Raw genomic sequence first — 22,128 nt, 5'->3', positions numbered from 1 at the left:
GGAATCGGGTCTGGTGGGGCGAAAAAATCAGGGGCGCATAAGCGCCCCTTTTTCATTTACTGCGATGCAACACCATACTGCCTGAACCAGGCCAGCATCCGCTGCCAGCCATCATTGGCAGATTCAGCATGGTAGCTTGCACGATAGTCAGCATTAAAGGCATGGCCCGCTTCGGGATAGACGATGATCTCTGCGGTTGCATTGGCGGCATGCAGTGCCTGACGCATCTGCTCGACGCTCTCCAGCGGGATACCCTCATCCTGGCCACCATACAAACCTAATACTGGCGCATTCAGGTCGACCGCAATATCAATAGGATGCTTCTGCTGCTTCAGCGTACGCTCACCGGTCAGTCGTCCATACCACGCCACGGCGGCGCGCAGTTGCGGGTTATGCGCGGCGTAGAGCCAGCTGATGCGACCACCCCAGCAAAAACCGGTGATGCCCATGCGACGAATATCGCCGCCGTTGCGTGCGGCCCAGTTGGCGGCATGATCGAGATCGGCCAGCACCTGGCTGTCAGGCACTTTGCTGACCAGCTCGCTGAACAGCGTCGGGATATCGTTATACTCAGCGGGATCGCCCTCGCGGAAATAGAGCTCAGGCGCAATCGCCAGATAGCCTTCCAGCGCCAGACGGCGGCAGATATCCCGGATGTGTTCATGCACACCAAAGATCTCCTGCACGACCAGCACGACAGGCCACGGGCCTTCCGCTGACTGGGGTTTTGCAAAGAATGCCGGCATGTTTTCGCCCTGACTGGGCACTGAGGTTTCACCCGCGTGAATCGCCGGGCTGTCGGTAATGATGGTGGTGGAGGCGGTGGGCTGCACGGCAGGGGCAAAGCCGCCCGTCGCCGGTTTTTGTGCCATATTATCACTGGGTTTCATTATTCTCTCCGTGCAAGCATTTGCGCAATCACGTAACTATAGCCTGGCCGGAAAGCGTATGCGCCAGGTGTCGGGTCACAGAATCAGCAGCGAATAAAATCATCCTCCTCTTTAACATTGCGCTGATCCTGACACAGCCCCACTGAGAGCTATCCGCACCCGGAAGATGCTATTGTGTGATTGTCGTCACAATTTATCTTTCGGGAAATGTAACTTTCATTTTCTTAAGTGAATGTTGTCACATATTTATTGGGCGTGCTGGCGTAGAGTGGCGCGCTACCTTCCCTTAACAGGAGTCTGAAAATGACACAGTCTGACGTTTTCCATCTTGGCCTGACCAAAGCCGATCTGCAGGGCGCCACCCTGGCGATTGTGCCGGGCGATCCGGAGCGCGTGAAGAAAATTGCCGGACTGATGGAAGATGCCACGCATCTCGCCTCACACCGTGAATTTACCTCCTGGCTGGCAAAAATTGATGGTAAGCCGGTCGTGGTCTGCTCAACCGGCATTGGCGGTCCGTCTACCTCGATTGCGGTCGAAGAGCTGGCACAGCTTGGCGTACGTACCTTCCTGCGTGTCGGTACCACGGGCGCTATCCAGCCGCATATCAATGTCGGCGATGTGCTGGTGACCACTGCGTCTGTTCGCCTGGACGGGGCCAGCCTGCATTTTGCGCCGATGGAGTTCCCGGCAGTGGCTGATTTCGCCTGCACCACCGCGCTGGTTGCCGCCGCAGAAGCTTGTGGCGCGAAAACGCATATCGGCATCACCGCCTCTTCTGACACCTTCTATCCGGGTCAGGAGCGCTACGACACCGTCTCGGGCCGCGTAGTCAGTCGCTTCAGGGGATCGATGAAAGAGTGGCAGGAGATGGGCGTTCTCAACTATGAGATGGAATCCGCTACACTGTTAACCATGTGCGCCAGCCAGGGTCTGCGAGCCGGCATGGTGGCGGGCGTGATTGTGAACCGCACTCAGAAAGAGATCCCGGATGCGGTCACCATGAAACAGACAGAAAGTGACGCAGTGAAGATTGTGGTCGAAGCGGCGCGTCGCTTACTATAACGACCGCGTCTGGCAGCAGGTTTTTTGTCCAGACTCAAAACCTGCTGCCGGTAGTTAACGGCGCGTAACATCAGTGAAACCTGAGAGTTTTTATGCGCAATACTATTCCCGTCCGACGTCCTGCCCCTGGTGCTAATCCGGCCGCACTCAAAGCCATGCTGGAACGCAGTGCCGAACGTTTCCGTGCCGCCATGCAACAGGGCGACTATGCGCTGGCCGCTCAATGCTGTGAAGAGGTATTGCGCACGATGCCCAATCAGATGCAGGTGCTGAGCGACTACGCGCTCTGCCTGCTGCGTCTGGGTCAGTACAATAAGTCGTACAAAATCTACCAGAAGATTTATCAGTCGCCGCCCGCGGTGCAGGCTACCGCCTCCGAAACCTGGCTGGATGGCCTGACCGAAGTGTGTGGCTGGCTGGATAAAAAGGATGAGGTGGCGCGTCATGGGCTGGCCTCGCTGATGCGCTCTGATGCGCGTTTCAGTCAGGGGCAGCGCGCCACGTTTCCCGCTCCGCAACCGGAGCCTGTCGATCTCACTCATCCGCACCAGAATGTCATCGCTTTCTGCCTCTATGGCGATCAGCCGCGCTACTGTGAAACCTTAATCAAAAACGTTGAAGTGGCGCCTGAGCTCTATCCCGGCTGGGTCTGCCGCATCTACCTCGATGACAGCGTGCCGCAGCATGTCTGGCAGCGCCTTGACCAGCCGCACGTCCAGCTGATCGATATGTCCCACGAGAAAACGCTGTTTCCGACCCTGTGGCGTTTCCTGGTGATGGACGATCCTGGCGTGAAGCGTTTTATCGTGCGTGATGCCGACTCGCTGCTCTCGGAGCGCGAAGCGGCGGCGGTTAACGCCTGGCTGGCGTCGCCTTACTGGTTCCACCATATGCGTGACTACTTCTCCCATACTGAGCTGCTGCTGGCAGGGATGTGGGGCGGCTGTCACGGCGTCTTCCGGGATGTGGAACAGGCGATGCGCGATTTCATTGCGCAGTATCAGGGCAGCCAGCGCTTCACCGATCAATATTTCCTCAAGGTGGCGTTGTGGCCGACGGTGCGTGAAAGCCTCCTGAGCCACGATGCGCTGTTTCATTTTCATCAGGCCCAGCCGTGGCCTGACCATGCCCCCGTGCGCTGGCAGACGCCGCATTTCCATGTGGGCAGCAATGCCGGTTTTGCCAGTATGACCGGCAAATCCAGCGCCGCTGAGGGAAGCAGACAGCGCGTCGCGATTACCTCGGGCGGGACAACCTGGCACTATCTGGCGCAGGTTAAAAAGGGTGAGTGGCTATTGCCCATGCCGTTTTTCCTGATTGATGAGTGGCAGGCTGGCAAGCTCACGGTGGCGGCGCTGTAAGGCGCTGAATCCTGCTAAAATTATCTGGACATTCATACAGTGCGACTCTACCTTTCCCTCAGCAGCCTGAGTCGCGGGGGAAATCATGGATCAGCACATCATTATCAGCGCCTGTCTGGCGCTTGCCGGGTTAGGGATTGGCTGGATGCTGGCACAGTTACGTGCCGGCCATCAGGTCGCCAGTTTCCAGACCGAGCGCCGTTTGCAGGAAGAGGCGCAACAGCGTCAGCAGCAGCAGATCGAACAGCTTCAGCAGCAGACGCAGCAGCGTGAGCAGGAGCTTCGTCAGCTGCACGGCGCGCTGAGCGGTGCCAATGAGCGGCTGCAACAGCTTGATTACTGGCGTAATGAAAGTGAGCAGCTTAATCGTGAACTGCGCAATCAGCTGGAGGTCAACAGCGCGCAGGAAGCGGAGCTGCGCGAGGTGACCATTCGCCTTGAAGAGACCCGTTTCGCCGCAGAAGAGAAACAGCGCCTGCTGACCAACAGCGAACAACGCCTTAGCGCCCAGTTTGAAAACCTCGCCAACCGTATTTTCGAAAACAGCGGCCGTCGCGTCGATGAACAGAACCGGCAAAGTCTGGACGGGCTGATTGGCCCGTTGCGTGAACAGCTTGATGGCTTCCGTCGTCAGGTTCATGAAAGCTTTGGCGCAGAGGCGCGTGAACGGCATACCCTGACCCATGAAATCCGGCAGTTACAGCAGCTGAATGCGCAGATGGCGCAGGAGGCGCTTAACCTGACCAAAGCGCTGAAGGGCGATAATAAAATCCAGGGTAACTGGGGTGAAGTGGTGCTGAGCCGGGTACTGGAAGCTTCCGGACTGCGTGAAGGCTACGAATATGAAACCCAGGTGAGCATTCAGTCAGAACAGCAGGGCAGGATGCAGCCGGATGTGATTGTGCGCCTGCCGCAGGGCAAAGATGTGGTGGTGGACGCCAAAATGACGCTGGTGGCCTATGAGCGCTACTTCAATGCGGATGATGAGATCGAGCGAGAGCAGGCTATTCAGGAACATGTCGCTGCCATGCGGGCGCACATCCGCCTGCTGGGACGAAAAGATTATCAACAATTGCCCGGCTTACGATCGCTGGATTATGTGCTGATGTTTATCCCGGTGGAGCCCGCCTTTTTGCTGGCCATTGACCGCCAGCCTGAGCTGATTGGTGAGGCGCTGCAGCAGAACATCATGCTGGTCAGCCCCACCACGCTGCTGGTGGCGTTGCGTACCATTAATAATCTGTGGCGCTATGAGCATCAGAGCCGCAATGCACAGCGTATTGCCGATCGGGCAACGCGGCTCTATGACAAGATGCGGCTGTTTGTCGATGACATGAGCGGCATTGGTCACAGCCTGGATAAGGCGCAAAACAGCTATCGCGAGGCGATGAAAAAGCTGTCAGAAGGGCGCGGCAATCTGATTGCGCAGACTGAAGGATTTCGAGCGCTGGGCGTGGAGATCAAACGACCAATCAATCCTCAGCTGGCCGAACGTGCCATGCCGGAAAACCGGGCGGCTGATGACGCAGATGATGACAGTGATGCGGATGAGAGTGAGATGCATGTGAGGCGCCTCCACGAATAGTATGGGCGCAGCGTGCCTGACTTCCGTGACTCTGATACACTTCGGGAAGTATTGTTTGTGGAGCAGGTAAAACCGATGGCAGATGAATCACAGCAGGAAACTACCCATTTTGGCTTTCAGACGGTCGCCAAAAGCGAAAAAGCTGACAAAGTCGCGGACGTGTTTCACTCCGTAGCGGCAAAATATGACCTGATGAACGATTTGATGTCGTTTGGCGTCCATCGTATCTGGAAGCGTTTTACCATTGACAGCAGCGGCGTACGTCGCGGTCAGCGCGTGTTGGATCTGGCGGGGGGTACCGGCGATCTGACGGCTAAATTTTCTCGCCTGGTGGGCGAAACGGGTCAGGTTGTACTGGCCGATATCAACAGTTCCATGCTGAAGATGGGCCGCGAAAAGCTGCGCAATCAGGGCGTGGTCGGCAATGTGAGTTACGTACAGGCCAATGCCGAAGCCCTGCCTTTCCCTGATAACTATTTCGACTGCATTACCATCTCTTTTGGCCTGCGTAACGTTACGGAAAAAGAGAAGGCGCTGGCCTCTATGTTCCGGGTACTCAAGCCGGGCGGACGCCTGCTGGTGCTGGAGTTCTCTAAACCCGTCCTGGATCCGCTGAGCAAAGCGTATGACGCCTACTCGTTCCATATTCTGCCGCGTATCGGACAGCTGGTGGCGCAGGATGCAGAGAGCTATCGCTATCTGGCCGAATCGATCCGCATGCATCCCGATCAGGAGACCCTGAAAGCGATGATGAACGATGTCGGTTTTGAAAATACCACTTACTCCAATATGACCGGCGGCATTGTGGCGCTGCATCGTGGATTTAAGTTCTGAGTGAGATGGTAATGAACCTGACGCCCTTGATTACCGCGGGCCTGGAAACGGCGCTGAACCGTATTCTCTATCGCGATCGTGGCCTGAAACCGGCGCGGCAACGCCTGAATGGCAAAGTGCTGACGCTGCGCCTGAATGAGTTCTCTCATCCGCTGGTGCTGGTCTTCAGTGAACAGCAGGTCGATGTGTTGGCTGACTGGCAGGATCGCAGTGACTGCACGGTGATCACCTCGCTGAAAACCCTGCCGAAGCTGCGCGATCGCCAGCAGCTGACGCCGCTGATCCGCAGCGGTGAACTGCAGGTTGAAGGTGACCTGCAGGTGGTGCAGCAGTTCTCTGCGCTGATGGATCTGGCTGAGCTGGATCCGGCAGAATATCTGGCTCCCTGGGTCGGCGATATCGCCGCACAGGGGATCAGCCAGCGCTCACAACAGGCATTACGCTTTTTCAAAGGTGAAGTGCAGCGTCGCCAGGATTATCTCGGACAGGCCATAACCGAAGAGTGGCGTGTTGCGCCTGGCTCGCTGGAATTAGCCTGGTTTTCTGAGGAGGTCGATGCGATGGAACGTTCGCTTGAGGCGCTTGATGCGCGTCTGGCGCAGCTGGAGGCAAAATGAGTTTTGGAGAGATCCGCCGCTTATATCTGATCATGAAGGTGTTTCTGACCTATGGCCTTGATGAACTGATTCCTCAGACACGCCTCACTTTCCTGTTCCGCCTGTGGCGTCGCTCTGTTTTCTGGATCCCTAATCTGCATCAGCATGAACCGATCGGCGCACGTATGCGCATGGCGATGGAGCAGCTGGGTCCGGTCTGGATCAAGTTTGGCCAGATGCTGTCGACCCGTCGTGATCTCTTCCCGCCGCTGATTGCCGATCAACTGGCGATCCTGCAGGACCGTGTTGCGCCGTTCGATGGCGTCAAAGCCAAAGCGCAGATTGAAGCTTCAATGGGCGCGCCGATTGAAACCTGGTTTGATGATTTTGATATCAAGCCACTGGCTTCGGCATCCATTGCGCAGGTGCACACCGCTACGCTGAAATCAACTGGCAAGAAAGTGGTGATCAAAGTGATTCGCCCCGATATTTTGCCGGTGATTCGGGCGGACATGAAGCTGATCTATCGCCTGGCCCGCTGGGTCCCGCGCCTGTTGCCGGATGGCCGTCGTCTGCGTCCGGTTGAAGTGGTGCGCGATTATGAGAAAACCCTGCTTGATGAGCTGAATCTGTTACGTGAAGCGGCCAACGCCATTCAGCTGCGCCGGAATTTTGAAGATAGCCGCATGCTCTATGTGCCGGAAGTCTATTCCGACTACTGCAGCGAAACCATGATGGTGATGGAGCGCATCTACGGCATTCCGATTTCAGATGTTGCCACGCTGGAGCGTCATGGCGTTAATATGAAGCTGCTGGCAGAACGTGGCGTGCAGGTCTTCTTCACCCAGGTCTTCCGCGACAGCTTCTTCCATGCGGATATGCATCCTGGCAATATTTTTGTCAGCTATGAACATCCGGAAGATCCACAATATATCGGCATCGATTGCGGTATCGTGGGTTCACTGAACAAAGAAGATAAGCGCTATCTGGCTGAAAACTTTATCGCCTTCTTCAACCGTGACTACCGTAAGGTCGCGGAGTTGCACGTTGACTCAGGCTGGGTGCCGCCCGATACCAACGTAGAAGATTTCGAGTTTGCGATTCGTACGGTCTGCGAGCCGATTTTTGAAAAACCGCTGGCTGAAATCTCCTTCGGGCATGTGCTGCTGAACCTGTTCAACACCGCACGCCGCTTTAATATGGAAGTGCAGCCGCAGCTGGTCCTGCTGCAAAAAACGCTGCTCTATGTTGAAGGCATCGGCCGTCAGCTCTATCCGCAGCTCGACCTGTGGAAGACAGCCAAGCCCTTCCTGGAAGAGTGGATCAAAGATCAGGTGGGATTACCGGCTATTATCCGTGCGGTAAAAGAGAAAGCGCCATTCTGGGCTGAGAAGCTCCCTGAGCTGCCGGAGCTGTTTTACGACAGCATGCGCCAGCACAAACTTTTGCGGCACAGCGTCGATAAATTAGTGGGCGATATGAATGCGCAGCGCGTCCGGCACCATCAGGCGCGTTACCTGTTCGGCGTCGGTGCAACGTTGCTGTTAAGCGGAACGGCTGTGCTGCTCACCCGACCGGATTGGGACTTTTTCCCGGCGGTGTTGATGGCAGCAGGAATTGTCTCCTGGTTAATCGGCTGGCGTAAGACAAACTGATTGTCACGCCCGTCTAAAAAAAGGTAATGTCGCTGGCTCAGGCCCGGTTGAAAAGGGCACTCTGTGGTGCATTACCTCATCGTTTTCACAGAATATTAGAGGCTATCTCATGGGCGGTATCAGTATCTGGCAATTGTTAATCATTGCCGTGATTGTTGTACTTCTGTTCGGTACCAACAAATTACGTAATCTGGGTTCAGATTTGGGTTCTTCGATTCGTGGCTTCAAAAAAGCCATGGGTGACGAGGACGACAAAAAGGATCAACCGAAAGAGCAGGACGCTGACTTCGCTGCCAAAACGCTGGCGGACAAACAGCAAACTTCGGCTAACAAAGAAGAAGCCAAGAACGACAAGCAGGTGTAAACCGTGTTTGATATTGGTTTTAGTGAACTGGTATTGGTGTTCGTGATCGGGCTGATTGTACTCGGCCCGCAACGTTTACCGGTTGCGGTGAAAACCGTGGTCGGCTGGATCAGGGCGATTCGTTCGCTGGCAGCCAATGTACAACATGAACTGGCGCAGGAGCTCAAGCTGCAGGAGTTGCAGGAGAGCCTGAAAAAGGTGGAAGAAGCGGGCCGTGGCACGCTCTCACCAGAGCTGAAAGAGTCGATGGAAGAGCTGCGTAAAACTGCGGATTCAATGAAACGCTCGGTCAGTCAGAGCATCGACATTGAAAAAGAGGAAGACGAGGCAAACACCATCCATTCGGCTCAGCACAGGCCCGCGCCTGCTCCGGCTGAGCCTTCGGCGACACCGGCTACAGCAGAACACCAGGCCAGTGCCCCGGCACAGACACCGTCTGAGGTTTCAGACTCAGGTCCGGCGGTGCAATCCTCTGCCGCACCTTCAGCCGTCGCCACTGCTCCGGCACCGGCTTCTTCAGCGGTTTCATCAGGTCCGGCGGCGCAATCCTCTGCCGCACCAACCGCTGTGGCCAGCGCACCGGCACAGGCACCCACTGGCGACGTCGCCAGGCCGGCCGATCCTGCGCGTCAGTCCGCTACCCCCTCTTCTGCAAGTGATGAACGATAATGGCCGTTGAAGATACCCAACCGCTCATCAGTCATCTGATTGAGCTGCGTAAGCGACTACTGAACTGCATCATCGCCGTATTAGCGATTTTCCTGGTGCTGGTTTATTTCGCCAACGACATCTACCAGCTGGTTGCGGCACCGCTAATCAGCCAGATGCCGGTGGGCTCCAGCATGATCGCGACCGATGTGGCCTCACCGTTTTTCACCCCGATTAAGCTGACCATTATAGTGTCGGTGTTTCTTGCGGTGCCGGTGATCCTTTATCAGGTCTGGGCATTTGTCGCCCCGGCGCTTTACCGTCATGAGCGCAGGCTGGTTATGCCGCTGCTGTTTTCCAGCACCTTCCTGTTCTACTTCGGCGTGGCCTTTGCCTATTTCGTGGTCTTCCCGCTGGCATTTGGTTTTTTCACCAAGACAGCGCCGATCGGCGTGACTGTAGCAACGGATATCTCCAAATACCTCGATTTTGTCATGACGCTGTTTATGGCATTTGGCGTGGCGTTTGAAGTGCCGGTGGCGATTGTGTTGCTGTGCTGGACCGGTATCACCAGCCCGGAAGAGTTGAAGAAGAAACGTCCCTATATTCTGGTGGGCGCCTTCGTGGTCGGGATGTTGCTCACACCGCCGGATGTTTTTTCCCAAACTTTGCTCGCTATTCCGATGTACTGCCTGTTTGAAGTCGGCGTATTCTTTTCCCGTTACTATGTGGGTAAAGGCCGCCGGTTACAGGATGAAGAAGAGAATACCGACTCCTGATGCGGACAGCTTTACCCGCACTGGCGGGAAGCGATTAATCCAAACCGCCCTGATGGGCGGTTTTTGTTTATAAACTGTGGGAAAAATTATGTTTGATATCGGTGTAAACCTGACCAGCACGCAATTCGCCTCCGACCGGCAAAAGGTGGTTAAACGCGCGCGTGATGCGGGCGTCACCGGCATGCTTATTACCGGCACTAACGCGCTGGAGAGCCAGCAGGCTCAGCGACTGGCTGAAGATCAAGCGGGCTTCTGTTGGTCTACCGCGGGCGTTCATCCTCATCATGCCAGCGAATGGTCAACGGAAATTGCCAGCACCCTGCGTCGCCTGGCTGAAAAACCGGAAGTGGTTGCCATCGGTGAATGCGGACTCGATTTCAATCGCAATCTGTCGGCTCATGAGCAGCAGGAGTATGCGTTTGATGCGCAGCTGGCTCTGGCGGCAGAACTCAATATGCCGGTCTTTCTGCACTGCCGCGAAGCCCATGCGCGTTTCGCCGCAGTGCTGGCGCCCTGGCTGCCAAAACTGCCTGGCGCGGTAATCCACTGCTTTACCGGCACGCGTGACGAACTGGAAGCCTGTCTGGGCATGGGATTATCGGTAGGGATTACGGGCTGGGTATGCGATGAGCGCCGTGGTCTGGAGTTGCGCGAGCTGCTGCCACTGATTCCGGCCGATCGCCTGCTGCTGGAAACGGATGCCCCATATCTGCTGCCGCGCGACATGCGTCCACGCCCGACTTCGCGCCGTAATGAACCCTGCTTTTTACCGCATATTGTGCACCAGGTGGCGACATGGCGTGGTGAGAGTGCTGAGGAACTGGCGACCCGCATCGACCATAATGCGCGGACGTTATTCAGACTGGCTTAAATCTTGCGAAACTGCTTGTTGTCGACGCTGCGCATTACCTGCTTGTTCAGCAAATTAAGCAACAGAATTGAGCGCGTTTCACCATCCGGCTCGGCAAAGATGGCGCGCAGCCCTTCAAACGTCCCGTCGGTGATGACCACTTCATCACCGCTTTGCGGCGTTTCAGGGTCAAGCAGGATTTGCGGGACGTCTGTTTCCAGCGCTTCAATCACGGCTGAAGGCACGGTCGCGGGCGTCGTGCCAAAGCGCACGAAGTGGCTGACGCCACGGGTGCTGCTGATCGTCGTGGTGTGAATGGCTTCCGGATCAAACTCGATAAACAGATAATTCGGGAACAGGGGCTCACTCACGGTGGTGCGTTTACCGCGCACGATCTTTTCCAGAGCGATCATCGGGCTGAGGCAATGCACTTCCTGCCGCTCCAGATGCTCCTTCGCGCGCAGTAGCTGTCCACGTTTGCAATAGAGTAAGTACCAGGATTCCATAACTGCTCCCATTGAATGGACGCTAAGAATAGCAAACCTGTTGCCAGAGTTATAGCGCAGGGGCAGGGTAAAGCGTCCCGCAAAGAAAATAAACTGAGACTTTTCTTAAGATGCCCGATGGCAGCAGAAAAGGTGACTGAAAATTGACGTCTGCTATTGCTCTGTATCAGACTCAATGTCCATCACATCTGCAAAAGGATCCTCTGATGGAACTCTTTCTGTTGAGCAACGGCAAGCTGGCGGATGATGCGCCGCTGCTGGGCTATGCGCAGCCGCAGCTGCACGCCATGATCGCCCGACGCGCTATCCGCTCGGCGGTACTGATCCCCTACGCGATTATTCGTGGCGATCAGCAGCAACGCGCCGCCGAACTCAGTGCCTCTCTGGGCATTCAGGTTGAGCGGGTTCAGGCATTCGCCTCACCGGCTGAAGCGATTGCGCAGGCAGAGCTGATTTTAGTCAGCGGCGGCAACACCTGGTTCCTGAATCAGATGCTGCATGAGCAGGGTCTGATCGGGGCGATTCAGCGCGCGGTGCGGGAGCGGCAGGTACCTTATGTCGGCTGGAGCGCAGGCTGCAACGTGGCGACGCCCTCAATCCGTACCACGAACGATATGCCGGTGCGCAGCAGCGTGGTGCTGCCTGCGCTGGGACTCTTTCCGGTGCAGATTAATCCCCATTATCTGGATGCCAGCGTCAGCGGTCATATGGGCGAAACCCGTGACGAACGGCTGGCAGAGTTCTGTGCAGTTAATCCGACTGAGTCGGTGATTGCACTGCGTGAAGGCAGTTTTCTGCACGTTCACGACAATCAGCTGCGCTATCACAGCGTGCGAAACGAAGATTTTAAACTGTTTCGCCACGGCGAGCCGATTCAGGGGTATCACGATGCCCGCGCGTTACAACCGCTGGTTCCCTTTCAGTGCGTATGACGCTGCCATATAAACCTCAGCATAACCGCTTAATCAGACCTATAATGGCCGATTCACTCTGGCCGGAAAGCTAAAGCCGCATGAAATATCACGATTTAAGAGACTTTCTCGCGCTGCTCGAACAGCGCGGTGAGCTAAAGCGCATTACCCAGTCAATCGATCCTGAACTGGAAATGACTGAAATCGCCGACCGCACCCTGCGTGCCGGTGGCCCGGCTCTGCTGTTTGAAAACCCGAAAGGGTACGACATGCCGGTACTGTGCAATCTGTTCGGCACACCAAAGCGTGTGGCAATGGGCATGGGCCAGGAAGAGGTCAGCGCACTGCGTGAAGTGGGTAAACTGCTGGCCTTCCTGAAAGAGCCGGAGCCGCCAAAAGGCTTCCGCGATCTGTTCGATAAGATGCCGCAGTTTAAGCAGGTCCTGAACATGCCGACCAAACGCCTGCGCAATGCACCCTGTCAGGAAGAGGTGTTCAGCGGCGATGAAGTCGATCTGACGCGGATTCCGGTGATGAAGTGCTGGCCGGGCGATGCGGCCCCGCTGATTACGTGGGGGCTGACCGTGACGCGCGGCCCGCACAAAGAGCGGCAGAATCTCGGTATCTACCGGCAGCAGGTGATCGGCAAAAATCGGCTGATCATGCGCTGGCTGTCGCACCGTGGCGGTGCGCTCGATTATCTGGAGTGGACGAAAGCGCATCCGGGTGAGCGTTTTCCGGTCTCGGTGGCGCTGGGTGCCGATCCTGCCACTATCCTCGGTGCGGTGACACCGGTGCCTGATACGCTGTCAGAATATGCGTTTGCCGGTTTACTGCGCGGCAATAAAACCGAAGTAGTGAAATGCCTCTCGAACGATCTCGAAGTTCCTGCCAGCGCGGAAATCGTGCTGGAAGGGTATATCGAAGCGGGCGATATGGCGCCGGAAGGACCTTACGGCGACCACACCGGCTACTACAATGAAGTAGATAGCTTCCCGGTGTTTACCGTTACGCATATTACGCAGCGCCATAAGCCTATCTATCACTCCACCTATACCGGCCGTCCGCCAGATGAACCTGCGGTGCTGGGTGTGGCGCTGAATGAAGTGCTGGTGCCGATTCTGGTGAAGCAGTTCCCGGAGATCGTGGACTTCTATCTGCCGCCAGAAGGGTGTTCATACCGGCTGGCGGTCGTGACGATTAAAAAGCAGTACGCGGGGCATGCCAAACGTGTCATGTTTGGCGTCTGGTCGTTTCTGCGGCAGTTCATGTACACCAAATTTGTTATTGTGTGTGACGATGACGTTAATGCGCGTGACTGGAACGACGTGATCTGGGCGATCACCACGCGTATGGATCCGGCCCGCGATACGGTATTAGTGGAAAATACCCCAATCGATTATCTCGATTTCGCTTCGCCCGTTTCCGGGCTGGGATCGAAGATGGGGATGGATGCGACCAATAAGTGGCCAGGTGAAACGCAGCGCGAATGGGGTACACCTATCGTTAAAGATCCTGCGGTCACCGCGCGCATTGATGCTATCTGGGATGAGCTAGGTATTTTTGATCAGCCGCCACAGCGTTGATGGCGAGCACAACCATAAAGACGACCCGACAGAGGGAACGCATGACAACGTTAAGCTGTAAAGTAACTTCGGTTGAGGCGATTACCGACACGGTCTATCGCGTTCGCCTGATCCCTGAAGCGGAATTCAGTTTTCGCGCGGGACAGTATCTGATGGTAGTGATGGACGAGCGTGACAAGCGTCCGTTCTCACTGGCCTCAACGCCGATGGAAAAAGATATCATTGAGTTGCATATCGGCGCGTCCGATCTGAACCTCTATGCCATGGCCGTCATGGATCGCATCCGTAACGATCGCCAGATTACGGTTGATATGCCGCACGGCGATGCCTGGCTGCGTGAAGAGAGCAGCAAGCCGCTGATCCTGATTGCAGGCGGCACCGGTTTCTCCTATGCCCGTTCGATTCTGCTCACTGCACTGGCGGAACAGCCAGAGCGCGATATCGCCATTTACTGGGGCGGACGTGAGCTCAAGCATTTGTACGATCTGGAAGAGCTGGATGCGCTGGCAGTGAAGCACCCGAACCTGAAGGTGATTCCGGTTGTCGAGCAACCTGAAGCGGGCTGGCAGGGCCGTTCAGGCACGGTACTGACGGCAGTAATGCAGGACTTCAGTACGCTGAGCGAGCATGAGATCTACATCGCCGGACGTTTTGAGATGGCGAAGATTGCCCGCGATCGTTTCTGTGCCGAGCGTGGCGCGGTGGAGTCACAGATGTATGGCGATGCGTTTGCCTTTATCTGATTCCCTGTAGCAGCCTGTAGCAGACAGAAAAAACCCGCCGGTTTACGGCGGGTAAATCTGACAAAGTAAGACTCAACGTATTACAGACGCTCGAATACGGTCGCAATGCCCTGACCCAGTCCGATGCACATGGTGGCGAGGCCAAAACGGGCATCGCGTCGCTCCATAATATTCAGCAATGTCGTGCTGATGCGTGCGCCGGAGCAGCCCAGCGGATGGCCTAACGCAATCGCGCCGCCATTCAGATTGACCTTATCATCCATCCGTTCCAGCAAACCTAAGTCCTTGATACACGGCAGCGTCTGCGCGGCAAAGGCTTCATTCAGCTCAAACACATCGATATCACTGACGCTCAGTCCCGCCCGTTTCAATGCCAGTTTGCTGGCCGGTACCGGTCCATAACCCATTATCGAAGGATCACAGCCCACCACCGCCATGCTGCGGATGCGCGCGCGCGCTGTCAGCCCCAGCTCACGGGCGCGTGATTCGCTCATGACCAGCATGGCGGCCGCGCCATCTGACAACGCCGACGATGTACCCGCCGTGACGGTGCCGTTTACCGGATCGAAGGCGGGTTTGAGTGCCGCCAGTCCTTCGGCGCTGGTCTCCTCGCGAATCACCTCATCGAAGTCATAGCGTTTAAGAATGCCGTCGCTGTCGTGACCATAGGTGGCGACAATCTCTGTTGCAAAGTCCCCACGCTGGGTGGCCTGCCAGGCCCGCTGGTGTGAACGCAGGGCAAATGCATCCTGCTGCTCACGGCTGATATGATGCATCCGTGCCAGCATTTCAGCCGTTAAGCCCATCATGCCTGCTGCTTTTGCCACGGTACGGCCCAGACCGGGATGAAAGTCGACGCCGTGATTCATCGGCACATGTCCCATATGCTCCACGCCACCGATCAGACAGCATTGCGCATCACCGACCATAATGGCGCGGGCCGCATCATGCAGCGCCTGCATTGAAGAGCCACACAGTCGGTTGACGGTGGTGGCCGGCACTGAATGCGGGATTTCGGCCAGCAGCGCGGCGTTACGCGCGATATTAAATCCCTGTTCCAGCGTCTGCTGTACGCAGCCCCAGACGATATCGTCCAGTGATGTCGGGTTCACCGCCGGGTTGCGGCTCAGGAGTTCGCGCATCAGGTGCGCAGAGAGATCTTCAGCGCGCACGTGACGAAAGGCGCCGCCTTTTGAACGTCCCATTGGCGTGCGCACCGCATCAATAATCACCACATTTTCCATCTTTTTGCCCTCAGGCGCTTTTCAGCGCGGCTTCATCAATCGGTTTGGCGGCGGGATACCAGCTTTCATGCTGATGGGCTTTCTGCACCAGCAGCGCAGGCAGGGCATATAAGCCACCGAGCGCGCTATAACGCCGGGCCTGATCCACCACATTGCTGTTGCCCAGGGTATCGAGATAGCGGAAAGCGCCGCCACGGAAAGGCGGGAAGCCGAGACCATAGACCAGCGCCATATCCGCTTCCGCTGGCGAGGCAATAATCTTCTCTTCCAGGCAGCGCACTACTTCATTCAGCATTGGCAGCATCATGCGATTCAGGATCTCTTCGTCGCTGAAGACCCGCTTAGGCTGGCAGACCTGCTCCAGCAGCGTATCCACTTCGGTATCAGCCACTTTTGTCAGTTTGCCTTTTTTATCTTCTTCCCAGCGCCAGAAGCCTTTGCCATTTTTCTGGCCAAAACGACCAGCATCAAACAGCAGATCGATCGCATCACGATAGTCATGCTTCATACGATCCGGGAAACCGTCAGCCATGACGCTTTGCGCGTGGTGCGCGGTATCGATGCCGACCACATCCAGCAGCCATGAGGGGCCCATCGGCCAGCCAAACTGTTTTTCCATCACTTTATCAATCTGACGGAAATCGGCGCCGTCGCGCAGCAGCAGGCTGAAAGCGGCGAAGTAAGGGAACAGCACCCGGTTAACAAAGAAGCCCGGACAGTCATTCACTACGATCGGGGTTTTGCCCATTTTGCTGGCCCAGGCCACCACTTTGCTCAGGGTCGCTTCACTGGTTTTCTCGCCACGAACCACCTCTACCAGCGGCATACGCGGTACCGGATTGAAGAAGTGCATGCCGCAGAAGTTTTCCGGACGCTGAAGCGCCTGCGCCAGCTGGCTGATGGGAATGGTCGAGGTATTGGAGGCCAGAATCGCATCCTCACGCAGATGCTGTTCGGTTTCCGCCAGCACTTTTGCCTTGATCAGCGGGTTCTCTACCACCGCTTCAACCACCACATCAGCCTGTTCAAAACCGGCGTAATCCAGCGTGGGCTGGATAGTGGCGATCACACTGGCGAGTTTGTTGCCGTCGATTTTGCCGCGTTCCAGCAGCTTATTGAGCAGCTTGCTGGCTTCGTTCATCCCCAGCGTTAACGCCTGTGGATTAATATCTTTCATTCTGACCGGCACGCCTTTCCACGCAGACTGGTAGCTGATGCCGCCACCCATGATGCCTGCGCCCAGTACCGCTGCCTGAGCGGGTGCGCCGCTTTCGCTGCCGCGCTTTTTCGCCAGACCTTTCACATACTGGTCGTTGAGGAAGATGCCGACCAGCGCGCGTGCTTCATCAGACTGGGCCAGCGGCACAAACGCTGCGGTTTCAAGCTTCAGCGCGTCATCGCGGCCAAGGCTGGCTGCGGCTTCAATGGTTTTTACCGCCATCAGCGGAGCGGGATAATGCTTGCCTGCGGTTTGCAGCACCATGGCTTTCGCGATAGTGAAGCTCATGGCCGCTTCAATCGGGCTGAGTTTCAGCGGAGCCAGCTTAGGGGCCCGGCGGGCGCGCCAGCTGCCATCAGTGGCAGCGGCTTTGAGCATGGTGATTCCCGCCTCACGCAGTTTCTCGCGAGACACCACCGCATCGACCAGACCGAGTTTAAGAGCGGCATTGCCATCGACATCTTTTCCCGCCGCAATAATTTCCAGCGCACTGTCGGCGCCCAGCAGGCGCGGCAATCGCACGCTGCCGCCAAATCCCGGCATGATGCCGAGTTTGGTTTCCGGCAGGCCAATACGGGCGTCCGCAGTAGCGATACGCAGATCGGTTGCCAGTACGCATTCACATCCGCCGCCCAGTGCATAGCCGTCAATGGCGGCCAGAGTCGGTACCGGCAAATCTTCCAGACGATTGAAGATGCTGTTGGCGTAACTCAGCCACTGGCTCAGCTTTTCGGTGGGTGCATCAAACAGTGAAAGGAACTCGGTGATATCTGCCCCTACAATAAATGCAGGTTTAGCGGAGCTCAGCAGCAGGCCGCGCAGTTCTGGCTGCTGCTCCAGCACAGCTATTGCCTCGCCCAGGCTGGCGACAGTTTGCGTATCGAGCTTGTTGACCGAGCCCGTAGCGTCAAAAACCAGCTCGGCGATGCCATCGTCCAGCCAGTGAAGAGTAAGGTTAGCGCCTTGGTAGAGCATGTGCGTCTCCTGAAACCGCGAAAGGTGATCTGGTCATACCAGATGATCGTGAGTGTGGGAGCGATGTTAATTTTTTGCAAACTGGTCTTTGCTTATTTGCTAACAAGATCACAGCTGCGCCGACTTCGGCATCTGCGCAAGGGGTATGCTAAACTGCGGCCATTTCGCGACACTGGAGAGACGTCAATGGATTCACTGAAGACCTTGTATCACGCGCACATCGCCACGTTGCAACAACGGGCGCAGCAGGTGCTGGCACGCAATAAACTGGATGCGATGTTGATCCATTCCGGTGAGTTGTTGACGGTGTTTCTGGATGATCACACTTATCCGTTTAAGGTGAATCCGCAGTTCAAGGCCTGGGTGCCGGTGACGCAGGTGCCCAACTGCTGGCTCTGGATTGATGGGGTGAACAAACCGAAACTGTGGTTCTACTCTCCGGTGGATTACTGGCATAACGTTGAACCGTTGCCGGATAGCTTCTGGACCGGGGATGTCGACGTTATCGGCCTGAAAAATGCGGATGAGATAGCGCAGTTGCTGCCTGCACAGCGTGATAACGTCGCCTATATCGGCCCGGTTAACGCGCGTGCTTCTCAGCTCGGCATCGCCTCTGGCAATATTAATCCCAAAGCGGTAATCGACTTCCTGCACTTCCATCGCAGCATCAAAACTGATTATGAACTCGCCTGTCTGCGCCAGGCGCAGAAGCTGGCGGTTGCCGGTCATCGCGCGGCGAAAGAGGCGTTCTCGGCGGGCTTAAGTGAGTTCGATATCAATCAGGCGTATCTGACCGCTACCGGTCATCGCGACACCGATGTACCTTACGGCAATATCATTGCGCTGAATGAGCACGCTGCGGTGCTGCACTACACCCGGCTGGATCATCAGCCACCGGCGAAACGCCATAGCTTTTTGATTGATGCGGGTGCCGAGTATCTTGGCTATGCCGCTGATTTGACCCGCAGCTATGCGGCGCAGAGCAGTTCGCTCTATGCCAGAATGGTTGAGGCGATGAACACTGAAGAGCTGGCCCTGATAGCCACGCTGAAACCGGGCGTACGCTACACCGATTACCACCTTCAGATGCATCAGCGTATTGCGAAGATGTTGCTGAAGTTTGAGCTGGTTCAGGGAATCAGCGAAGAAGCGCTGGTGGCTGAAGATCTGACCGGTCCGTTTATGCCACATGGCCTGGGGCATCCGCTGGGTCTGCAGGTCCATGACGTTGCCGGTTTTATGCAGGATGAGCAGGGCACCCATCTCGCCGCGCCAGCGCAATATCCTTATCTTCGCTGCACCCGCGTGCTGCAACCGGGCATGGTATTAACCATTGAGCCGGGCTTCTATATTATTGATTCGTTACTGAAGCCGCTGCGTGAAGGTCGTTTCAGTCAGCACTTTAACTGGCATGCCATTGATGCGCTTCGGCCTTATGGCGGGATTCGTATCGAGGATAACGTGGTGATCCATGCGCATCGCGTTGAGAACATGACCCGCGATCTGCATCTGGCCTGATGGAGGCCTTTGATATTCCCGCTGTGCCAGTAAGCAGCAGTGAGGAGACAATCAAAAAGAGTCGCTTCATTACGCTACTGGCGCACACCGAGGGTGCAGAGGCAGCGCGCGCGTTTGTCCAGCAGGTTAAAAGCGAGCATCCCACTGCCCGGCATCACTGCTGGGCCTGGGTAGCGGGCGCGCCGAATGATTCTCAGCAACTCGGTTTCTCTGATGATGGTGAACCTTCGGGTACGGCAGGGAAACCGATGCTGGCGCAACTGATGGGCGCGGATATTGGCGAGATTACCGCTGTGGTGGTGCGTTACTACGGTGGCATCATGCTGGGAACCGGCGGCTTAGTGAAAGCGTATGGTGGTGGCGTCCAGCAGGGGCTTAAGCAGCTGCCACGGCAGCGCAAAGTGCCGATGAAGCTGTTCACTTTGCAATGTGACTATGCACAGCTCAGTGATATTGAACGGCTGGTACAGCGTTTTGAAGGTAAGGTGACCGACAGCCAGTTTCAGGATCGTATTGCGTTGACGCTGGCTGTACCTTACGGACAGATCGACGGGTTCAAAAAAAATCTGTCAGACTTTAGTCGGGGCGCGTTATCGCTGATCCCGCTCACACCATGATGTTCATCTCTTTTATTTAAAGGAACGGCTGAATGCACTTTCGCGCCATTACCCGCATAGTCGGTCTGCTGGTGATCCTCTTTTCAGTGACGATGATTTTGCCCGGCCTGGTCGCCTTAATTTATCGCGATGGCGCAGGGCGGGCGTTTAGCCAGACTTTTATGATGGCGCTGGTGATCGGCTCGCTGCTGTGGTGGCCGAATCGCAAAAAGAAAACCGAACTCAAACCGCGGGAAGGGTTTCTGATTGTGGTCCTGTTCTGGACGGTGCTGGGCAGCGTAGGGGCGATGCCCTTTATCTTTGCCGAACAGCCGCATCTTTCGGTGACGGATGCGTTCTTTGAATCTTTCTCTGGCCTGACAACCACCGGTGCCACCACGCTGGTGGGGCTGGACTCGTTGCCTAAGGCGATTCTCTTCTATCGGCAGATGCTGCAGTGGCTGGGCGGTATGGGGATCATCGTATTAGCCGTGGCGATACTGCCGATTCTGGGCGTCGGGGGCATGCAGCTCTATCGCGCTGAAATGCCGGGGCCGCTGAAAGATAATAAAATGCGACCGCGTATCGCCGAGACGGCTAAAACACTCTGGCTGATCTACGTCCTGCTGACGATAGCCTGTGCGCTGGCATTGTGGCTGGCGGGAATGCCAGCGTTTGATGCTATCGGCCACAGTTTCTCGACTATCGCCATTGGCGGCTTCTCAACCCATGATGCCAGTATCGGCTATTTTAACAGTGGCACTATCAATACCATCGTGGCGGTGTTTCTGCTGATCTCCGGCTGCAACTACGGCCTGCACTTTGCCATGTTAAGCGGACGCAATCTGCGTGTGTACTGGCGCGACCCTGAGTTCCGCATGTTTATTGGCGTTCAGCTGACGCTGGTGTTGATCTGTACCCTGGTGCTCTGGTTCCATAATGTCTATGAAAGTGGCTGGCAGACGCTGAACCAGGCCTTTTTCCAGGTGGTCTCCATGGCGACGACGGCGGGATTCACGACCGACAGCATCGCACGCTGGCCATTGTTCCTGCCGGTACTGCTGTTGTGCTCCGCCTTTATCGGCGGCTGTGCCGGTTCAACCGGCGGTGGTCTGAAGGTGATTCGCATACTGCTGTTATGCAAGCAGGGTAACCGTGAGCTTAAGCGTCTGGTTCACCCCAATGCGGTCTACACCATTAAGCTGGGCAACCGGGCGCTGCCGGAACGTATCCTTGAAGCCGTATGGGGATTCTTCTCGGCTTATGCGCTGGTGTTCCTGATCAGCATGCTGGCGATCATCGCCACCGGCGTTGACGACTTCTCGGCTTTTGCTGCCGTTGCCGCGACGCTCAATAACCTCGGCCCTGGCTTAGGGGTCGTAGCTGATAACTTCACTTCAATGAATGACGTGGCGAAATGGATTCTTATTTCCACCATGTTATTCGGGCGTCTCGAGGTATTCACCTTGCTGGTGCTGTTTACGCCTACTTTCTGGCGTGAATAATTAATAAGGATGCTGACATGAAAGCGCTGATTCTCTATTCCACTCGCGACGGACAAACCAAGAAGATTGCCTCTTCTATTGCTGATGTGATCCGTCAGCAGCAGCAGTGTGATGTACTGAACATTCAGGATGCCACTCTGCCTGACTGGGCACAGTATGATCGCGTGTTAATTGGCGCATCTATCCGCTATGGCCATTTTCAGCCGGTCGTCGATAAGTTCGTTAAACAACACCTTCATGAGTTGCAGCAGCGTACCAGCGGTTTCTTTTCGGTGAACCTGACGGCGCGCAAACCTGAGAAGCGCTCTCCTGAAACCAATGCCTATACGCAGAAGTTCCTGGCACACTCGCCGTGGCAGCCTGATTGCTGTGCCGTGTTCGCAGGCGCGCTCTATTATCCGCGCTATCGCTGGTTCGATCGCGTCATGATCCAGTTGATTATGCGCATGACCGGTGGTGAGACAGATTCGACGAAAGAAGTGGAGTACACGGACTGGCAGCAGGTAAGCACTTTTGCCAATGATTTTGCACAGTTACCAGGCAAATCGTAGCGAAATAGCGCGATTTGATGAAAATTACTGCGAACGATAATCTTTTCGTAATAAACACTTGTCAGCCCGCGCGAACTCCCTATAATGCGCCTCCATCGACACGGAACACCGGCAACGGGAATCGGGTTGAGAGGCACAGGAGACTGC

At 56.1% G+C, this 22,128-nt stretch carries 21 protein-coding genes; 17 read left to right on the top strand and 4 right to left on the bottom strand.

Translation table 11 applies throughout. From position 1 onward, the window contains the following. Window positions 1-56: 56 nt before the first annotated feature. Complete coding sequence (locus OK409_RS13435) at window positions 57-890, bottom strand: dienelactone hydrolase family protein (protein WP_010671680.1); 834 nt, start codon at window positions 888-890, stop codon at window positions 57-59. 303 nt (window positions 891-1,193) lie between these two features. Here OK409_RS13435 and udp point away from each other — a divergent pair, with 303 nt between their 5' ends. From udp to tatD, 10 genes are all read left to right on the top strand, one after another. Beyond that, the gene (gene udp, locus OK409_RS13430) at window positions 1,194-1,955 is read left to right on the top strand and encodes a uridine phosphorylase (protein ID WP_010257266.1); all 762 of its coding nucleotides are present in this window, start codon (window positions 1,194-1,196) and stop codon (window positions 1,953-1,955) included. 92 nt (window positions 1,956-2,047) lie between these two features. Continuing rightward, entirely contained in the window at window positions 2,048-3,316 is a 1,269-nt protein-coding gene (locus OK409_RS13425) for a tetratricopeptide repeat protein (protein ID WP_154210632.1), read from the top strand. Window positions 3,317-3,401: 85 nt separating this feature from the next. Continuing rightward, window positions 3,402-4,901 (top strand): DNA recombination protein RmuC, encoded by a 1,500-nt coding sequence (rmuC, locus tag OK409_RS13420; RefSeq protein ID WP_010257260.1) that lies wholly within the window; start codon window positions 3,402-3,404, stop codon window positions 4,899-4,901. 75 nt (window positions 4,902-4,976) lie between these two features. After that, window positions 4,977-5,735, top strand: a complete 759-nt coding sequence (ubiE, locus tag OK409_RS13415; RefSeq protein WP_008926452.1) for a bifunctional demethylmenaquinone methyltransferase/2-methoxy-6-polyprenyl-1,4-benzoquinol methylase UbiE — start codon at window positions 4,977-4,979, stop codon at window positions 5,733-5,735. A gap of 11 nt (window positions 5,736-5,746) precedes the next feature. Continuing rightward, window positions 5,747-6,352: a ubiquinone biosynthesis protein UbiJ gene (ubiJ, locus tag OK409_RS13410; RefSeq protein WP_010257253.1), complete on the top strand. Its 606-nt coding sequence runs from the start codon at window positions 5,747-5,749 to the stop codon at window positions 6,350-6,352. Beyond that, window positions 6,349-7,986: a ubiquinone biosynthesis regulatory protein kinase UbiB gene (gene ubiB, locus OK409_RS13405; protein WP_010257248.1), complete on the top strand. Its 1,638-nt coding sequence runs from the start codon at window positions 6,349-6,351 to the stop codon at window positions 7,984-7,986. The genes ubiJ and ubiB overlap by 4 nt, the downstream gene beginning before the upstream one ends. 109 nt (window positions 7,987-8,095) lie before the next feature. Continuing rightward, window positions 8,096-8,350: a Sec-independent protein translocase subunit TatA gene (gene tatA, locus OK409_RS13400; RefSeq protein ID WP_010257244.1), complete on the top strand. Its 255-nt coding sequence runs from the start codon at window positions 8,096-8,098 to the stop codon at window positions 8,348-8,350. Window positions 8,351-8,353: 3 nt separating this feature from the next. Then, a complete protein-coding gene (tatB, locus tag OK409_RS13395; protein WP_158132087.1) occupies window positions 8,354-9,019 on the top strand; it encodes a Sec-independent protein translocase protein TatB in 666 nt (221 codons plus the stop codon). Next, window positions 9,019-9,777: a Sec-independent protein translocase subunit TatC gene (gene tatC, locus OK409_RS13390; protein ID WP_010257238.1), complete on the top strand. Its 759-nt coding sequence runs from the start codon at window positions 9,019-9,021 to the stop codon at window positions 9,775-9,777. The genes tatB and tatC overlap by 1 nt, the downstream gene beginning before the upstream one ends. 88 nt (window positions 9,778-9,865) lie before the next feature. Further along, complete coding sequence (tatD, locus tag OK409_RS13385; RefSeq protein ID WP_010257234.1) at window positions 9,866-10,648, top strand: 3'-5' ssDNA/RNA exonuclease TatD; 783 nt, start codon at window positions 9,866-9,868, stop codon at window positions 10,646-10,648. Here the strand turns inward: tatD and rfaH are convergent. Further along, window positions 10,645-11,133 (bottom strand): transcription/translation regulatory transformer protein RfaH, encoded by a 489-nt coding sequence (gene rfaH, locus OK409_RS13380; RefSeq protein WP_010257230.1) that lies wholly within the window; start codon window positions 11,131-11,133, stop codon window positions 10,645-10,647. The genes tatD and rfaH overlap by 4 nt on opposite strands. Before the next feature lie 206 nt (window positions 11,134-11,339). Between rfaH and pepE the strand changes: the two genes are divergently transcribed. From pepE to fre, 3 genes are all read left to right on the top strand, one after another. Next, entirely contained in the window at window positions 11,340-12,065 is a 726-nt protein-coding gene (pepE, locus tag OK409_RS13375) for a dipeptidase PepE (protein WP_010257226.1), read from the top strand. An 80-nt stretch (window positions 12,066-12,145) separates the two neighbouring features. Then, the gene (ubiD, locus tag OK409_RS13370; protein ID WP_010257222.1) at window positions 12,146-13,630 is read left to right on the top strand and encodes a 4-hydroxy-3-polyprenylbenzoate decarboxylase; all 1,485 of its coding nucleotides are present in this window, start codon (window positions 12,146-12,148) and stop codon (window positions 13,628-13,630) included. Between the two features lie 41 nt (window positions 13,631-13,671). Next, window positions 13,672-14,373, top strand: a complete 702-nt coding sequence (gene fre, locus OK409_RS13365; RefSeq protein WP_010257219.1) for an NAD(P)H-flavin reductase — start codon at window positions 13,672-13,674, stop codon at window positions 14,371-14,373. A gap of 80 nt (window positions 14,374-14,453) precedes the next feature. Here the strand turns inward: fre and fadA are convergent, their stop codons facing one another. Next, the gene (gene fadA / locus OK409_RS13360; protein ID WP_031590260.1) at window positions 14,454-15,617 is read right to left on the bottom strand and encodes an acetyl-CoA C-acyltransferase FadA; all 1,164 of its coding nucleotides are present in this window, start codon (window positions 15,615-15,617) and stop codon (window positions 14,454-14,456) included. Window positions 15,618-15,627: 10 nt separating this feature from the next. Then, window positions 15,628-17,811 carry a fatty acid oxidation complex subunit alpha FadB gene (fadB, locus tag OK409_RS13355; RefSeq protein ID WP_033767553.1) on the bottom strand — a complete coding sequence of 728 codons (2,184 nt, stop codon included), beginning with the start codon at window positions 17,809-17,811 and terminating at the stop codon, window positions 15,628-15,630. A 186-nt stretch (window positions 17,812-17,997) separates the two neighbouring features. Here fadB and pepQ point away from each other — a divergent pair, with 186 nt between their 5' ends. From pepQ to hemG, 4 genes are read left to right on the top strand one after another with little or no spacing between them, the layout of a single operon-like run. Beyond that, entirely contained in the window at window positions 17,998-19,329 is a 1,332-nt protein-coding gene (gene pepQ / locus OK409_RS13350) for a Xaa-Pro dipeptidase (protein WP_264367144.1), read from the top strand. Then, window positions 19,329-19,946 (top strand): IMPACT family protein, encoded by a 618-nt coding sequence (locus tag OK409_RS13345; RefSeq protein ID WP_010257205.1) that lies wholly within the window; start codon window positions 19,329-19,331, stop codon window positions 19,944-19,946. The genes pepQ and OK409_RS13345 overlap by 1 nt, the downstream gene beginning before the upstream one ends. A 32-nt stretch (window positions 19,947-19,978) precedes the next feature. Further along, window positions 19,979-21,430 (top strand): Trk system potassium transporter TrkH, encoded by a 1,452-nt coding sequence (gene trkH / locus OK409_RS13340; protein ID WP_010257200.1) that lies wholly within the window; start codon window positions 19,979-19,981, stop codon window positions 21,428-21,430. A 17-nt stretch (window positions 21,431-21,447) separates the two neighbouring features. After that, on the top strand, window positions 21,448-21,981 hold the full coding sequence (hemG, locus tag OK409_RS13335) for a menaquinone-dependent protoporphyrinogen IX dehydrogenase (protein ID WP_033773286.1): 534 nt from the start codon (window positions 21,448-21,450) through the stop codon (window positions 21,979-21,981). Window positions 21,982-22,128 lie beyond the last annotated feature (147 nt).

The organism is Pantoea sp. RG18 (genome assembly GCF_025910075.1).
Classification (GTDB): Bacteria; Pseudomonadota; Gammaproteobacteria; order Enterobacterales; family Enterobacteriaceae; genus Pantoea; species Pantoea agglomerans.
This window is presented reverse-complemented; position numbering and strand designations above follow the sequence as displayed.

What these genes read in the sequence shown, in the direction of transcription:
- OK409_RS13425 (WP_154210632.1), top strand. Translation starts at nt 2,048, where the DNA reads ATGCGCAATACTATTCCCGTCCGACGTCCTGCCCCTGGTGCTAATCCG.
- fadB (WP_033767553.1), bottom strand. Translation starts at nt 17,811, where the DNA reads ATGCTCTACCAAGGCGCTAACCTTACTCTTCACTGGCTGGACGATGGC.
- OK409_RS13345 (WP_010257205.1), top strand. Translation starts at nt 19,329, where the DNA reads ATGGAGGCCTTTGATATTCCCGCTGTGCCAGTAAGCAGCAGTGAGGAG.
- rfaH (WP_010257230.1), bottom strand. Translation starts at nt 11,133, where the DNA reads ATGGAATCCTGGTACTTACTCTATTGCAAACGTGGACAGCTACTGCGC.
- tatA (WP_010257244.1), top strand. Translation starts at nt 8,096, where the DNA reads ATGGGCGGTATCAGTATCTGGCAATTGTTAATCATTGCCGTGATTGTT.
- tatD (WP_010257234.1), top strand. Translation starts at nt 9,866, where the DNA reads ATGTTTGATATCGGTGTAAACCTGACCAGCACGCAATTCGCCTCCGAC.
- tatC (WP_010257238.1), top strand. Translation starts at nt 9,019, where the DNA reads ATGGCCGTTGAAGATACCCAACCGCTCATCAGTCATCTGATTGAGCTG.
- ubiE (WP_008926452.1), top strand. Translation starts at nt 4,977, where the DNA reads ATGGCAGATGAATCACAGCAGGAAACTACCCATTTTGGCTTTCAGACG.
- fadA (WP_031590260.1), bottom strand. Translation starts at nt 15,617, where the DNA reads ATGGAAAATGTGGTGATTATTGATGCGGTGCGCACGCCAATGGGACGT.
- pepQ (WP_264367144.1), top strand. Translation starts at nt 17,998, where the DNA reads ATGGATTCACTGAAGACCTTGTATCACGCGCACATCGCCACGTTGCAA.
- ubiD (WP_010257222.1), top strand. Translation starts at nt 12,146, where the DNA reads ATGAAATATCACGATTTAAGAGACTTTCTCGCGCTGCTCGAACAGCGC.
- pepE (WP_010257226.1), top strand. Translation starts at nt 11,340, where the DNA reads ATGGAACTCTTTCTGTTGAGCAACGGCAAGCTGGCGGATGATGCGCCG.
- ubiB (WP_010257248.1), top strand. Translation starts at nt 6,349, where the DNA reads ATGAGTTTTGGAGAGATCCGCCGCTTATATCTGATCATGAAGGTGTTT.
- rmuC (WP_010257260.1), top strand. Translation starts at nt 3,402, where the DNA reads ATGGATCAGCACATCATTATCAGCGCCTGTCTGGCGCTTGCCGGGTTA.
- OK409_RS13435 (WP_010671680.1), bottom strand. Translation starts at nt 890, where the DNA reads ATGAAACCCAGTGATAATATGGCACAAAAACCGGCGACGGGCGGCTTT.
- fre (WP_010257219.1), top strand. Translation starts at nt 13,672, where the DNA reads ATGACAACGTTAAGCTGTAAAGTAACTTCGGTTGAGGCGATTACCGAC.
- trkH (WP_010257200.1), top strand. Translation starts at nt 19,979, where the DNA reads ATGCACTTTCGCGCCATTACCCGCATAGTCGGTCTGCTGGTGATCCTC.
- hemG (WP_033773286.1), top strand. Translation starts at nt 21,448, where the DNA reads ATGAAAGCGCTGATTCTCTATTCCACTCGCGACGGACAAACCAAGAAG.
- ubiJ (WP_010257253.1), top strand. Translation starts at nt 5,747, where the DNA reads ATGAACCTGACGCCCTTGATTACCGCGGGCCTGGAAACGGCGCTGAAC.
- udp (WP_010257266.1), top strand. Translation starts at nt 1,194, where the DNA reads ATGACACAGTCTGACGTTTTCCATCTTGGCCTGACCAAAGCCGATCTG.